This is a genomic window from Shewanella sp. UCD-KL12 (assembly GCF_001957125.1).
Taxonomy (GTDB): Bacteria; Pseudomonadota; Gammaproteobacteria; order Enterobacterales; family Shewanellaceae; genus Shewanella.
Genome location: NZ_MPHJ01000010.1, coordinates 27,908 through 42,489, shown reverse-complemented (window position 1 = coordinate 42,489; position 14,582 = coordinate 27,908). Strand labels below are relative to the sequence as shown.

The following is a 14,582-nucleotide window of genomic DNA, read 5'->3' as shown; positions in this document are numbered from 1 at the left end:
TTTGCCAACAAGTTGGCTACGATCTCTCAGGCCGAAGGCCGCCCTCGTAGTGACGTAGTCGCGTTCTCGAAGGCGCTTTCAGCCGTACTCGGCTCTATCTTTATTGCCTTATTTCATACATTAAAAAAGCGACCATCAGGTCGCTTTTTTTGCTAACAAAATCTTAAATCGTTTATAGAGTCATAAGACTCAACAATTAGAAGTTGTAACGTACACCAACAGTGAAGATGTTGTCATCTTCTAGGTCAACTTTAACGCCGCCAACTTTGTGGTCGCCTTCATACATAGCGTAGTGGCCGTAAACCATAGTTGATTTAGCAACTTTGTAGTCAGCACCAACAGTGATAACAGTAACGTTTACATCTGAACCATCGATGTCAGTAATGTTGCTGTAGTACTTACCGAAACCAGCTTCATCTTTACCGTATTCAGCTTTTAGGTTTACGCCGCCAAGGTTGTATGCAACGTTAACGAAGTAAGAATCACCTTCTTTATCAGAAGTTTGGCTTTCAGTGCTCTGGTATAGACCACCTACTTTGAAGTCACCCAATTTAACTTGAGCTACACCACGGTATGCATCGATGCCACCGATAGTGTTGTAAGCCGCTGCTACATAGTAGTTCTGTGCCTTAAGCTTCTTGTCACCGATAGTTGCACTTAGTGCGTACTGGTCTTCGTATGAAGTTTCGTTTGCTTCATTCGTGTAGTTGTCTTCCATTAGGTAAGTGGCATTCAACGTCACTAGATCAGCGATCTTTGGTGAGTAGTACCAGATACCGTCACCTTTACGTGATTGACCGCCAACTAGACGATCGATATCAGCGTTAGAGTTACCGAAAAGGTCAACGCCACCTTCAGACTGCTTAAATACAGTATCGTTTCGGCCAACAAGTACAGTACCTGCAGCGCTCTTAAGACCTAGGAAAGTGTTACGAGCCTTAAAAGTATCACCTGAATTAGTAGTGTTCTCTACCTGGAACTCCATCTGGTAAACAACATCGATGTTGTTAGTGATGCTTTCGCTACCCTTAACACCAACGTGAGAGAAGTTGTTCTCAAAAACAGTACCTTCTTTACCGTTTTGAGTGGTAGCGCCTGTATCTGAGTTAGTTACAGATAGATCTAAACGACCGTAGAAGTTTGGACCTTCAGCAGCAGCGCCAAAAGAAGCGATTGTAAGAATAGATGCAACTGATGCAGAAATTAAAGATTTTTTCATGTTTAAGTGCTCCCAAGAACCTAAGTTCTTCTCCATTTTAAAATGGTTATTTATGGTTGGTTATTTTTGTTGCAAGCGTCCATTCTTGTAACAAACATGAGGCCGAAGTTTACAGTTTTATGTCAATAAAATTGTGGTCTAGATCAAATTTTTACAAGCAAATAGCCAGAGTCTGGTCGATTTGTGACTAATTGGACCTTCTTGGCTACATTTCACCCAAAAGTGGCAAAAATCCAACTTATCAGCTACCTAAAAGTGAGTAGTTCAGCATATCAATATAATATTAATCAATGCTTATTAAGGTGTTGGTAATATTGTAATCTAAAAAATGGAGTTTGCTTCATTTTTGTTAAAAAATAGACGTTTGTATTAGGTTATTGGCTTTTGAAGACTAAAAAAGCTCATGAAGCACAGAGGGAGGCTGGGAGGAGATTTGGCTAATTTTTACGTTTAATAAAAAAAGCGGCGAAATAGCCGCTTTTTACTGTTATCGCTTATTAAGCTTAATAAAACTGAAACATTTAGCGATAAGAGGGTTTAAAAGTCGTAGCGCATACCAACAGTGAAGATGTCATCACTGAGGTCTTGGCTTACGCCATTTAGCTGCATATCGCCATCGTACTTAGTGTAGTGGCCATAGAAAAGGGTGCTTTTACTGATGCGGTAATCGGCACCGACGCTGAATTGCTGAAGATCAACGTTAGATACTGTTTCCATTCCTGCGCCATCGGCATTACCAACGAAGCGGCTAACGTATTTACCTAAACCAGAATCATCACTACCGTACATCGCTTTTAGCTTCAGGTTACCCATAACGTAAGCGGCGTTAACAAAGTAAGTATCACCCTCAAGGTTTGAGTACTTTTCGTCAACGTGTTCACTGTTTTGGTAGAAACCACCTAAGATCACATCACCTAGCTTGACCTGAGCCACACCACGGTATGCTTTTACATCATCAATACCGTCGTTATAGGCTGCAGACAGGAAGTAGTTTTGTGCTTTCAGCGCTTTATCACCTAAGGTGGCACTTAATGCGTACATATTACCTGCATCAATTCGCTCTTCGCCATCATATTTTACATAGTTGTCTTCAACTAAGTAGGTCGCATTGAAAGTGACCAAGTCGGCAATTTTTGGCGAGTAGTAACTAATACCATCGGCAGTACGAGATTGACCAGCGGCTAATAGATCGATATCTGAGTTGGTGTTGCCAAAGATATCAAAGCCACCTTCCGCTGCTTTAAATACCGTATCGTTACGACCAACGAGAGCGGTACCAGCTACAGTTTTAAGTCCTAAGAAAGTATTACGAGCCGCAAAGGTGCTACCTGAGTTATCGAAGTTACTTACACCGAATTCCATCTGGTAGATCACTTCAAGATCGTTATTGATCTTCTCAGTGCCTTTAACACCTAACCAAGAGAAGTTATTTTCAATCACAGTACCATCTTTTTGGTTCTGTGTTGCTATACCTGCGTCTGAGTTAGTAAAAGCGAGATCTGCTCTACCATAGAAGTTTGGGCCATCAGCAAGGGCTGAAAAAGAGGTGACTGCAAGAGTTGATAGAATCGTGGCGGACAGAACAGTTTTCTTCATTTTGGTCTTCCTGTTACTAGCTGTTCATTAGTGGAACTACCAATGAACACAATTAATTAAATGGGAATTTAACTCATCAATCAGCTTCAGAGGTTTCGATAGCTGAAGCTTTATATCTGTATTTGTCGGCTTCGAGTTTGTCATAGAATCGTCATGATATTATGGGATCTTGATCACGGGCTGACGATCTTTTGCTATATGCATCACGTTATTTTACAAGGATTTTTTGTTAGTGAGATATCTTGATAACAGTGAACGGTAGGGTGTTTCTTACTGGTAATATTTCTCTAAGTAAATTAACCAAGGTGACGATATTTTGTACTGTATGGCGTGCTGTATTTTGAGTGCTTCTACTTTGAACAAGGGACTCGTCTTTTTGCTTTAGTTTTTATGGAGGAAATAAGATAAAATCTAGCTCTAGGCTATATGCATAAGCTTTTTAGTTATTCGCTACTTTTTGTTTGGAGTTACAGTTGGAAAATCAGTTGCTTTCTGAAGCATATTTAAATCGGTTTGCAGGTATTGGTCGTCTATACGGAACAAAAGCCTTAGATCGGTTTGCTCAATCCCATGTCGCTGTGGTCGGTATTGGTGGCGTTGGTACTTGGGTTGCTGAGTCCTTAGCAAGAAGCGGAATTGGAGAGATCACTCTCATTGATCTTGACGATATCTGTGTAACTAATACCAATCGACAAATCCATGCGCTAAAAGGGACCATAGGTGAGTCTAAAGTTGAGGTGATGGCAGCGCGTATTTTACAGATTAATCCAGAGTGTAAGGTCAATCAGGTGGAAGACTTTATTACTGCTGACAACTTAGGTGAGTATTTTATTAGTAAAAAATACGCCAAAGAAGGCCAATCCGGCATGTTGGATTATGTGGTGGATTGTATTGATGCAGTAAAACCTAAGGCGGCGATGATAGCTTGGTGTAAAAGACAGAAACTGCCTTTAGTTACAGTTGGAGGCGCTGGAGGGCAGATCGATCCGACTCAGGTGCAAGTGACAGATTTGGCGAAGACTTATCAAGATCCACTGCTGGCTAAAGTACGAAATATTCTCAGACGTGAGTATAACTTTTCAAAGAACCTGCAAAGACGTTTCAGCATTGAAGCGGTGTTTTCGACTGAGCAGCTAGTGTACCCTCAGCTTGATGGTAGTGTTTGTAATAGCAAGGCGAATGTCGACGGCAGCATGAGAATGGACTGTGCATCAGGCTTTGGGGCCGTCACAGTTGTGACTGGAACATTTGGATTCATCGCTGCGAGCCGGGTGCTGATTAAGCTGGCAAATCAAGCGAACAAATAGCTGCCCTGATAGTTATACCGATAGGAGTTTACCCTGTTGGAATGATCTAGATCATAGGGTAATTCCGCAAACATTGATCAAAATCTAAATTTTGCCAAAGGTGGCTTGTTAGACTCAGGCCACTTTCATTACTGGCATATCTATTATGACAAGCACTGTTAATTACAGCCATGTGAGACAGGCGATGCTCACACGCTTTTTGCAATATATTAAATTCGATACTCAGTCCGATAGTCAGCAGCAAACGTGTCCAAGTACACCTTCGCAACTTGAGTTTGCTCAAGTGCTAAAGCTGGAGCTGGAGGAGTTAGGTTTTGACAGCGTTGAGCTATCTAGCAAAGGTTATTTAACGGCGAGTGTGCCAGCGACACTTGATGGCGTCCCCTGTATTGGCTTTATTGCTCACTTAGATACGGCGCCTGATTTTAACGGTGCAGATGTCAATCCCCAGATAATTGCTAACTATTCAGGTGAAGATATCTTGCTAGGAGAGCATGAGCTGTTAAGTACTGAGCAGTTTCCGAGCTTGCTGCAATATGAAGGTAAAACCCTGATCACAACTGACGGCTCCAGCCTGCTCGGTGGTGATGATAAGGCGGGGATTGCTGAAATTATTACGGCACTTCATCATCTCATTACCCACCCTGAGATCCCTCATGGAGAGATACGTTTATGCTTTACTCCCGATGAGGAGATTGGCAGAGGCGCTGATCATTTCGATGTTCCTGCTTTCGGTGCTCAATGGGCATATACCATTGACGGTGGCGAGATAGGTGAACTTGAATTTGAGAACTTTAATGCTGCTACGGCTGTGATCACTGCTAAAGGTAACAACTGTCATCCTGGATCTGCCTATGGTGTGATGGTGAACGCTCAGACAATGGCGGCTCGTTTTCATGCCAAAATGCCACTGCATGACACCCCTGAAGGCAGCAGAGATTATGATGGCTTTTTCCATCTAATTAATATGCAAGGTCAAACTGAGGAAGCTGAGTTAACCTATCTGGTTCGTGACTTTGATCTCGACTTATTTGAGAAGCGTAAACAGTGGTTATCAGAACGTGTCGCCAAATTTAATAGTGATCTTGTTTTGGGTAGCTTAGAGATAGAGTTAACTGATAGTTACTTTAATATGAAGGAGCAGGTGTTACCTTATCCCCATATTATAGATATCGCCAAAGAGGCGATGATGAGTCAGGGGATTACTCCTCTGGTTAAACCCATAAGAGGCGGAACCGATGGTTCAAGGCTGTCTTATATGGGTCTTCCATGTCCTAATCTCTTTACTGGTGGGCATAACTTCCATGGTAAGCATGAGTACATCTGTGTGGAGTCAATGGAAGCTGCAGTACGGGTGATTATCGATATTTGTGAAATTACAGCCAAAAATCATCGCTAGAAGCCATAGCTAGAAGTCATAGTTAAGAGCATTCGTTAGAATTATTAGCTAGAAACTAGAATCAACGGCTAAGGATGAAGCCTGCAATTAGTGGGTCAAATGGTGCAGCTTATACCTGATAAGCTGCGCTCTCGTCATCTATAGTATGAGACTGAACGATAGGGAATGAGATAAGGAAGCAGGCTCCTCCTAATTCACATTCGTCTTCAAATTTAATACTTCCTCTGAGAAGAGTTGCAGCATTATAAGCCGCAGATAACCCTAGCCCAGTTCCACCTTGATTTCTCGATGTGGTGTAGAAAGGTTCAAAAATGTGGCTTGCCGCTTCTGCTGAAATACCAGAACCATTATCCTGAATGGATATGTTGACCATATTATTGACGATTTTAGCTCTGATAATGATGATGCTTTTTTCTATATTTTTAAATGCATGGGAGTAGGCATTGGAAAGAATATTGGTTGTGATCTGCTTCAGTAGGCTTTGGTTAGTGATTATTTCTAGCTGTGAGTCTAAGTCGAACTGAACTTCAACGATCTGTTTATCGAAGAGTATTTTCATTGATTCATGGCTATCGATAAGCGCTTGTTTGAGATTGAAACTTTTTAGCTCCTCGTGACTCTGCTGTGCAGCCACAGTTTTAAATTTCTGAATAAGGGTGCTTGCCTTAGTGATATTACTGACAATCAGTTCACAGCTCTCCTGATATTCAGCAAGAATTGCGTTAATTTCCTCTATAGTTGTGTTTTCACCATGTATTAATAGAATCAACTCTTCGACATGAACCAGCTGTGATGTTGCGGCTGTTAAACAGATACCGATAGGGGTATTTATCTCGTGCGCCACGCCTGAAACTAGCCCTCCTAACGCTGCCATTTTCTCCTGTTCGACTAACACCTCCTGAGCACGCTTTAACACCAGTAGTGATTGTTCAAGCTCTTGGGTCCTCTCTTTGACTTGCTTGGCGAGTTCCTCTTTATAGCTGGTTTCCAGTGCGAGGAGCCGCTCTCTGTCGGTTAACGCATCTTGGAGTTCTTGTTTAGATTGCTTTATATCGGAGAAGGAGTTTCGCAGCTGCTGCTGCATGGTATTAATGGCTAATGACACTTGATGGAACTCATCGCCTTTCTTGTTATTTTGATCAAATTTTAAAGGTTGAAATGGAGTATCGAGATCGATCTTTTGGCAATAGATGCTTAGGCGATGTAGATGCCTAGCCACCATGTACCAAACCAGAAACAGAATAAAACCAGCGACAATAAAGGTTTTGATGGCGTTTGAAAGCAAGATGATAATCGCTCTGTCCAGTAGCTTCTCATATACCGCTTTTAGATCGGCCTGCACAAGCAAGGTGCCTACGGGAATGCTGTCGGTTCCTGAGCTATAAAATAGTTCAAACGTTTTTTCGATAGTATTTTCAGGTGTTGGAGTTCCTGAGATCCACACTTGACCACTGTCATCATTGATGGAGATATAGGTAATATCAGGCAGTTGAATTAATCCATTTAGCTGTGTGTTGATGAGCCTTTCATCGATCACCCAGATGCTCGCAGCGAGTACATCTAAGTTAACTTTTTCTATACTAGTAAACTGTCGAGAAATACGGTCGACATCACCCTTATAGTCATTGATCAACTGAAACCCAGTGGTGAGTAAGGTGATTAATGAGCTAAACAATATGATTGAAATAGTTAACTTACGGCCAATCTGGCTTTTGATTAATTTGCTTGTAAAAGTTTGCATGGATCCTTTTCTTAAGGCCTGAATCGTTAATCACGCTTGCTCACCTACGGCTCTGAATTATGTCAAAGTAAGCATCCCCTCATAAGCATAGACCCCACAGCGATAAATTCTCGACTTAGTTGCTTAAAAATTAACAAAAAATATCAATTTTCATTAATAAACTAGTTTTATATGGTTTTGGCATTAATTTTGCTTTTGAATTGAGTAAGAATGGGTTTTTGACACTAGGTATCCCAATGCAAAAAATTAAAACACAGATATTTAAATCATCCGCACCAAAACAGTTAATTTTTAGCGCCATGCTATGGTTGGCGATAGTAAGTGGTGCCTTGTTGTTTGCACCTAAAGGGATACTCTCAGTTGTACACTTAGACGAGGTAGTTAGCGCTAATTCTCACTACATTGGTTTAGCTTTCATTATTGGTATTGCTTTTATCATCACTCAAGTTGTGAACTACTTTTTAGATGAAGCGATTAGTGTGTTAAAGACTAAGCGAGCCACAGAGGTGATTGAGGAGAAGGTTAAGCTATTGGATCCGACTGAGCGTGCATTACTGCGAGAGTTTTTTCTACAAGGTGAAACCGTATTAACGCTTCCTCAAGATGAGACAGCGGTCAAAAGCCTTGTAGCGACCAATATTATTGAGCATTTAGGCAATCAAAAGCATTACGCAATACAGGGGCCAACAGCAGATTATAAGATCTCAATGCGGGCAAGAATATACCTGAATCGCCAGGTACTCAGGCTACCTGTGGGTGAGCCGAGTCAAGAAGAGATGCAGAATCTAATTAAAGCGAGGCCGACTTTTGCCAATAACCTAACAGGGCCAAGAAAGCACGCGGCCTAGGTTATCTATTACTGATTGCAGTTTATATTTCAGTGGACAAAAAGATGGGGGCGAACGCCCCCATTTGCATTAGAAACAGCAGGCACTACCTACTCCTTCATTAAACCGTGAGAGTTGAAAGTTTTATTCAGGCTTAGACTTCTGAATAAACATCCACATCAGGTAAGACATGATGCCTATCGTGGCAAAAATAACGATCATGGACATCAGCCCGATTGGGTTACCGAACATTAAATCTAGCCAAAAAGCCATAGTGAAATCCTCTTTCAAATCTATATTGTTTACTTATCTCCTAAACTAATCTTGTTTACAGGTCAACTTGCTGATCTCGATCAATTTTTTAGCCGAATAATTATAAAACTGAAGCTTAAATGTTAATTGTTTGCGTAGCATCTCACTTGGCTTAATTAGTCATTTAAGAAATACCGCATTATCGATGCTGACAATGAGTGTTTAACTGTATTAGGGGGAGTGGCTTTAGCGCGTAAAATGCAGTCATAAGACCGAAAATTGTTCGGTCAGCAGAGATATGCTTTTAAAACGCTTGCCATTAGCAGGCTCAAAGGTATAATTCCCGTCACTTACTGAGGTCATCATGATTTTAGTTAGTCTATTTGATTAAGCTGGTGTGGTGGAATTGGTAGACACGACGGATTCAAAAATCACAGCGTCTTCGATGTGTGATTTGATAAGTATTTGAAAGAGAATGAAATATTGGTAATGGAATAACCGATATTTGCTTGCAAAGTTTTGCAAAGTTATTTGGAAAGATTCAGAAAACTTTGCAAAGCTGAATAAGCTTAAAAGGTACTGCCGGTGTGGTGGAATTGGTAGACACGTCGGATTCAAAATCCGATTTCTTCGGAAGTGACGGTTCAAGTCCGTCCACCGGTACCATTATATTAAAGCCTAGCTCTTAATCGAGCTGGGCTTTTTTGTATCTTAAATTCAATACGTTAACTTACATTTTACCTAGCTGTTTTAAGCTTGCAAAGCTGCTCTCGCCAATTATTATATGGTCAAGCACATCTATACCTAACAGTTTTCCACATTCAACTATTTTGCTAGTTATTGTTATGTCACTACTGCTGGGGTCTGGATACCCTGACGGGTGGTTATGTACAAGTATAATTGCGGGCGCATTTAACATCACAGCCGTTCGTAATACTTCACATGGGCGAAGTGGACTGGCCCCAGAACCCTAGACATTTAACAGCCTCATTTTGAGACTGCTTCAAACGCCTCTGGACTCACTCCACCGAGGTGCGTGTGGCGTCGTTGGCGATTATAAAATACCTCGATGTAATCGAAAATATCGCTACGCGCCAGTTCACGGGTTTTGTAGATCCGTTTTTTAATCCTTTCCTTCTTTAAGCTGCTAAAAAATGATTCGGCCACCGCATTGTCCCAGCAATTACCGCGACGACTCATGCTTGGTTTAAGGTTATGCCGTTGACAGAACTTTTGCCAGTCGCCACTGGCGTACTGTGAGCCTTGGTCTGAGTGTATTATTACACTTTCAGTCGGCCTGCGACGCCATAGAGCCATCAATAAGGCATCCAGCACGATCTCCTTGGCCAAGGTTGGTTTCATCGACCAGCCGACGACCTTGCGGGAAAACAGGTCGAGTACCACCGCTAAATAAAGCCAACCTTGCCAGGTCCTGATGTAGGTAATATCAGTCACCCAGGCTTTATCCGGTGTTTCAACGGAAAACTCTCTGTTGAGTCGGTTCGGCATAACGATAGAGGGGCGGCCATAGGTGCCTTTGTGACGTTTATAACCCCGTACAGCCGCAATATCGTTAGCTTTCATGATCCGGTGGACACGATTTTTACCGCAGCATTCTCCCAGCTCTTTGAGATCGAGGCTTACGCGTCGATAGCCATAAATGCCATAGCTCGCATCATAGGATGAGCGAATAAGTTGCAGTAACCGTTGGTCTTCTTGAGCCCGTACCGATACAGACTCATGCAGCCACGCATAATAACCAGCCCTGGCGATTTTCAGCACACGACACATAGTAAGCACTTTAAAGCAGTGTTGATGTTCAAGAATAAATTGATACTTTACTCGGGCTGGCTTGCAAAGTACCTTGCGGCCTTTTTTAGAATATCTCGCTCTTCTTCAGTCCGTTTAAGTTGACCTCTAAGCCGAAGAATTTCTTTTTTGGCCTCGATAAGTTCATCGTCGCTCAATTGGCTGGAAGAGGGTTTTGCGGCTTTGACCCATTTATAAACACTGTGCTGAGACACGCCTAAACGTGCCGCAACATCAGCAGTTGTATAGCCACGTTCTAGCACTTGTTTAACGGCTCTTCTTTAAATTCTGGGGTATATCGTTGTCCACTCATAAACATATCTCCTATGCAAAAAGCTTAGGTGAAATTTGTCCATAAGACTCGGGGCAGTCCAATACTATTGTGACTTGGACTGATGACAAAGGTCCGCTTCTAGGTATCTGTGCACCCTCTGATGGTAACGAAGCGACTTATGGCAATGGGACTTTGGTTGGATTGAGGCTTGAAGACAAAGGTTCAGTCGATAGGATATATCAGACTGCACAGCGACTTGGTGCGAAAGTGCTATCAGCTCCAAATCCTGATGATGAGAGCTTTTATGGTGGCTATGTTAGGGACTTGGATGGTAACAAATTGTGCCTGTTTTTTATGCCGTGATGACTTTTAACATGTTTGGCGCGAATAGAAGAATGACTGGCGTTGTTTGCTAGAGTTAAATGATGAGTTTGCAGCTACATTGTAATGGCAGATAAGAACGGAACATTAAAGAGGTATTACTATGTCACATAAGGTTGCTTTGATCACAGGTGGAGCTACAGGTATTGGTAAAGCTACTGCGGAAAAGCTGATTAGACAAGGTTATCATGTTGTCATTTCTGGCAGGCGAGCAGAGCAGGGAAAAGATGTAGAGAAGGAACTGAATGAGTTGGCGTTTACGCTAAGAAATTCTGCTAGGGCTTTGTTTCTCCAAAATGATGTAACTGATGAAGAGCAGGTCATCAGTATGGTTGATTACATTGTAAAAGAGTTTGGTTCACTGGATATGGCAGTGAACAATGCAGGTCTTGCGAACGAAACCAAGACCATTGGCGACTCGACAACTCAGGCATTCAAGCAAATGCTGGATACGAATGTACTTGGGCTTTTCTATTGTATGAGATCACAAATTGAGCAAATGCGAAAACAAGGTAGTGGCTCTATTGTAAACCTTGCATCTATTGCAGGACTAAACGGTATGCCTTGGTCTGGTACATATGCTGCAACTAAGCATGCTGTCGTGGGATTAACCAAATCTGCTGCTCTTGACCACGCACTTGAAAATATACGTATCAATGCAGTTGCTCCCGGTGCAATTAAGACAGATATTATTTCTGGAGCTATTGAATTGGGTACTTATGATGAGAATATGATTGCTCAGATGCATCCAATGAATCGTATGGGTAACCCTCAAGAGGTGGCTAATGGCATTTGCTGGCTTCTATCTAATGAAGCATCGTTTGTTACAGGTCATATTCTGAATATTGATGGTGGTTTTCAGGCTAAATAGCTAAGGGATAACGTTGATGAAGCAGTATAAATCTGACAGTGTTAGGGTTCAGGATATCATTTGGTTTGGTTTGGAGAGACTTAGCATCTCCAAACAAGATATAGCAGCGAAAACCCACCTTCCTGCATCTATACTGCTAAGTCATCAGGCGGCGACAGTCGAGCAATACTTCTCCATTTGGGAAGTATTGCCAGACTTGGCTAATGACATTTCTATCGGTGTTAAATTTTCTCAAAAACTGGAAACAGCTCAGTTACCGCCTTCATATTACAATGCGTATTTGGCTAAAAACTATAGAGATGCCATTTATCGCGTTGCTCGATTTAAAAGGTTGTGTGCACCGGAAGCTATGCTGATAAGAGATGGAACAGATATTACATCCATAACAATAGAGTGGTTGAATACGGATAAATCTATACCTGATGCTCTTGTGGATGCTACGTTTGGATCTTTATTAGAACTTGGTATTAAGGGGACAAAGACTAACATACGAGCAGAATCTCTTGAACTGACAAGAGATAAACCGGAAACCAGTTACCTTGAAGAATACTTTGGTTGCGATATTCGGTACGGTAGCCAAAAGAATTCGATAACTTTCAGGAATTCAAACCTAGATTTAGAATTTGAAACTTATAACCGCGAGTTATCGAATATGATACTTCCTCAACTAGAAAATGAATTAAAAGCAGAGAGAAATAAAGGTTCTTTTTCAGGTCAGGTTAAATGGGTAATAGAGAGAAACTTGTCAGCAGGGAGCCCGACAGTGAACTTCATTGCTAAAGAACTAGGTGTAAGTACTCGTACACTCCAACGAAGAATTACCGAAGAAGGAAAAACATATAAAGACCTTCTTCTTCAGGTTAGAAGGCAGACAGCGAAGAGCTATCTACTAGATACAGAAATGAGTCTTTATGAGATTGCTGTGCTTTTAGGTTACGAAGATCAGAATTCATTTTATCGAGCTTTTAAACTATGGGAAGGGGAAACGCCATCAAACTGGAGGATGAGTAATCATTCTCAATCAGGATCACTGCATTAAGTCATTCATTTAGTTATAGTCAGAGAGTCGATTCTGTGCTCAACGCTTGCAAGCTAGATCCAACGCGATCCCTAGAGAATGCAAAAAAGATCCAGAAAAAATACAAATATTTATAACTATTTCAAAATGTTAGCGGTGAATTGAAAATCCGTTGCTTTCGAGCGTGACGGTTCAAGTCCGTCCTCCGGTACCAATCAAATACTCTTTATTAAGAGATACTCTCATTAGAGAGATAAGAACTTTATGTCTTAAATTCAGTGTCAGACCTCTTCATTAATTGCCTGCAGATCCCCTAGCCCTATTTCACCATAAGTCCCTTGTTTAGCTTTATTTTGAGCTTTAGCTGTCTCCTTGGTTACTACCTTGCTCTGGATATGAGTTTGTACTGCAAGGGTACAGGTACAGCAATTCAGCATTGGAGGCTAAATATGGGGCGACTATTTTGTACAGGTGATGACTACTGCTTACTGATTACTTAGGAGAAGGGAGGTAGGTGAAGCTGGTCTCGACTTATTTAGCTTCTATTGAGCAAACCTAGTTATAGGTTAACCTCTTCTAATGACGATTAGCTCGTTTGAAACAGGCAGAATAAACTCTGCCTGTTTTTAAGAAACCTTAGCGATGAGTTAGCTTTGTAGAATCTTTAGTGGCAGACCTAACATGTCGTCACCAGAGCCTGCTAGATACCAGATAATGCCCACTAAAGCGCCGACCGTGAGAAAGTACCAAATGGTAGAGAAGATCTGCCCGTAGCGATCTAATGGCAGCAGGTGACTTTGGTGGCGAGTCTTCCATTCAAACCCTATCTCTAGACTGCCAATCAATAATAGAAACCCTAACAATGCCAGCCCTAAGGTATAACTGATATAGACACCTACAGCAGCTCCAGCTATACAGGCTGATAGGCCCGCGATACTGTTCATTGAAAAGCTAACGCTCTTTAATATATGCCCACCATCGAGTGGTAAGATAGGTAATAGGTTAAAGAGGTTTAGCAGTGCGTTAAAGGCCGCAAGCCCTGCAAAAAAGACATTACCGGTAAGCCAATAAGCGACGAGGGCCAGTAGTGACATGATTAGGCCAAACGTCGGCCCCATTATTGATATCACAACATCTTGCCAGCGAGTATTAATTTTCTCATCGCTGAGAGCGAGGCCGCCCATAAAGGGAATGAGGTATATCCCTTTAGTTTTCATACCAAAATACTTCATCGCTTTTATATGGCCGTACTCATGGAATACGAGGCAAGCGATAAGTGCCATTGCAAATTGAAAGGAGAATAGCCAAGAATACGCCGCAACACTGGCCCCTGCTAATACAACCTTGATAACTTTAGCACTTTTTAAAAGCTTGAATCCTAATGATGCTAGGCCAATTAAGCTGAATTTTCTTTGTGCTTCTATTGGCTTTACCGGTACCTGGCGTTCAATATCTTTAGTATCACGGCTGCCTTCTGCAATGAGCTCATCATCTTTCAATAATCTATAATTGAGCTTGAAAGGCTGCCAGGTAAGATCGACCTCCAGAGATATTTGAATCTTGAACGCTTGAGTATCGAGTTCAGAAAGCTCACCAGTTGCAGCTTGGCTGTTGACAGGACTAGCTTGTGAAGATAGTTCAAATTGATGGCTTTTAAGCCCCTCATTATCAGCTGAAGCTTGCTTAACAGAGACTAAAGTATCGCCCCAAAATAGTTGTTGCCAGCCGGCCATCGAGCCTTCGAGTCTAAGTTCTTTACCTAGGCAATCAATTCTTAATAATTCCACAAATTTTCTCTTTGATTTTTACTAGGAGGGATTATGCATGGAAAGCGATAGGGAAGCGAGTAGCGCTCCTAGAAGCTAGGAGCGTATTAAATAATAGATTT

General features: G+C 41.8%; 11 protein-coding genes, 1 tRNA gene and 2 pseudogenes. 7 read left to right on the top strand and 7 right to left on the bottom strand.

Going from position 1 to position 14,582, the window contains the following annotated elements:
• Positions 1-196: 196 nt before the first annotated feature.
• Entirely contained in the window at positions 197-1,219 is a 1,023-nt protein-coding gene (locus BM736_RS16850) for a porin (RefSeq protein WP_076414298.1), read from the bottom strand.
• A gap of 537 nt (positions 1,220-1,756) precedes the next feature.
• Positions 1,757-2,815 (bottom strand): porin, encoded by a 1,059-nt coding sequence (locus BM736_RS16845; RefSeq protein ID WP_076414296.1) that lies wholly within the window; start codon positions 2,813-2,815, stop codon positions 1,757-1,759.
• 473 nt (positions 2,816-3,288) lie between these two features.
• On the opposite strand from BM736_RS16845, the gene tcdA reads away from it, so the two are divergent.
• Positions 3,289-4,122: a tRNA cyclic N6-threonylcarbamoyladenosine(37) synthase TcdA gene (gene tcdA / locus BM736_RS16840; protein ID WP_076414294.1), complete on the top strand. Its 834-nt coding sequence runs from the start codon at positions 3,289-3,291 to the stop codon at positions 4,120-4,122.
• Positions 4,123-4,294: 172 nt separating this feature from the next.
• Positions 4,295-5,521 carry a peptidase T gene (pepT, locus tag BM736_RS16835; RefSeq protein WP_083700277.1) on the top strand — a complete coding sequence of 409 codons (1,227 nt, stop codon included), beginning with the start codon at positions 4,295-4,297 and terminating at the stop codon, positions 5,519-5,521.
• A gap of 109 nt (positions 5,522-5,630) precedes the next feature.
• Here the strand turns inward: pepT and BM736_RS16830 are convergent, their stop codons facing one another.
• Entirely contained in the window at positions 5,631-7,262 is a 1,632-nt protein-coding gene (locus tag BM736_RS16830) for an ATP-binding protein (protein ID WP_076414292.1), read from the bottom strand.
• 236 nt (positions 7,263-7,498) lie between these two features.
• On the opposite strand from BM736_RS16830, the gene BM736_RS16825 reads away from it, so the two are divergent.
• Entirely contained in the window at positions 7,499-8,110 is a 612-nt protein-coding gene (locus BM736_RS16825) for a superinfection exclusion B family protein (RefSeq protein WP_076414291.1), read from the top strand.
• Between the two features lie 123 nt (positions 8,111-8,233).
• Here BM736_RS16825 and BM736_RS16820 read toward each other — a convergent pair whose 3' ends face one another.
• Positions 8,234-8,362, bottom strand: a complete 129-nt coding sequence (locus BM736_RS16820; protein WP_076414289.1) for a DUF3149 domain-containing protein — start codon at positions 8,360-8,362, stop codon at positions 8,234-8,236.
• Positions 8,363-8,922: 560 nt separating this feature from the next.
• On the opposite strand from BM736_RS16820, the gene BM736_RS16815 reads away from it, so the two are divergent.
• A tRNA-Leu gene (locus BM736_RS16815) sits at positions 8,923-9,007 on the top strand.
• Between the two features lie 64 nt (positions 9,008-9,071).
• Here BM736_RS16815 and BM736_RS16810 read toward each other — a convergent pair.
• Positions 9,072-9,290, bottom strand: a pseudogene (locus BM736_RS16810) (JAB domain-containing protein); the annotation flags it as partial.
• 38 nt (positions 9,291-9,328) lie between these two features.
• Positions 9,329-10,463: pseudogene (locus BM736_RS16805) on the bottom strand (IS3 family transposase).
• A 69-nt stretch (positions 10,464-10,532) separates the two neighbouring features.
• Between BM736_RS16805 and BM736_RS16795 the strand changes: the two are divergent.
• From BM736_RS16795 to BM736_RS16785, 3 genes are all read left to right on the top strand, one after another.
• Entirely contained in the window at positions 10,533-10,787 is a 255-nt protein-coding gene (locus tag BM736_RS16795; protein WP_083700258.1) for a hypothetical protein, read from the top strand.
• 121 nt (positions 10,788-10,908) lie between these two features.
• The gene (locus BM736_RS16790; RefSeq protein WP_076414284.1) at positions 10,909-11,676 is read left to right on the top strand and encodes an SDR family NAD(P)-dependent oxidoreductase; all 768 of its coding nucleotides are present in this window, start codon (positions 10,909-10,911) and stop codon (positions 11,674-11,676) included.
• Between the two features lie 16 nt (positions 11,677-11,692).
• Positions 11,693-12,715, top strand: coding sequence for an AraC family transcriptional regulator (locus tag BM736_RS16785; protein WP_076414282.1), 1,023 nt, complete (start codon positions 11,693-11,695; stop codon positions 12,713-12,715).
• Positions 12,716-13,341: 626 nt separating this feature from the next.
• On the opposite strand, the gene BM736_RS16780 is transcribed toward BM736_RS16785, so the two are convergent.
• Positions 13,342-14,481 carry a site-2 protease family protein gene (locus BM736_RS16780; protein ID WP_076414280.1) on the bottom strand — a complete coding sequence of 380 codons (1,140 nt, stop codon included), beginning with the start codon at positions 14,479-14,481 and terminating at the stop codon, positions 13,342-13,344.
• Positions 14,482-14,582 lie beyond the last annotated feature (101 nt).

Coding starts and splice junctions, on each gene's coding strand:
- BM736_RS16845 (WP_076414296.1), bottom strand. CDS start 2,815: ATGAAGAAAACTGTTCTGTCCGCCACGATTCTATCAACTCTTGCAGTC.
- BM736_RS16830 (WP_076414292.1), bottom strand. CDS start 7,262: ATGCAAACTTTTACAAGCAAATTAATCAAAAGCCAGATTGGCCGTAAG.
- BM736_RS16820 (WP_076414289.1), bottom strand. CDS start 8,362: ATGGCTTTTTGGCTAGATTTAATGTTCGGTAACCCAATCGGGCTGATG.
- BM736_RS16825 (WP_076414291.1), top strand. CDS start 7,499: ATGCAAAAAATTAAAACACAGATATTTAAATCATCCGCACCAAAACAG.
- BM736_RS16785 (WP_076414282.1), top strand. CDS start 11,693: ATGAAGCAGTATAAATCTGACAGTGTTAGGGTTCAGGATATCATTTGG.
- BM736_RS16850 (WP_076414298.1), bottom strand. CDS start 1,219: ATGAAAAAATCTTTAATTTCTGCATCAGTTGCATCTATTCTTACAATC.
- BM736_RS16790 (WP_076414284.1), top strand. CDS start 10,909: ATGTCACATAAGGTTGCTTTGATCACAGGTGGAGCTACAGGTATTGGT.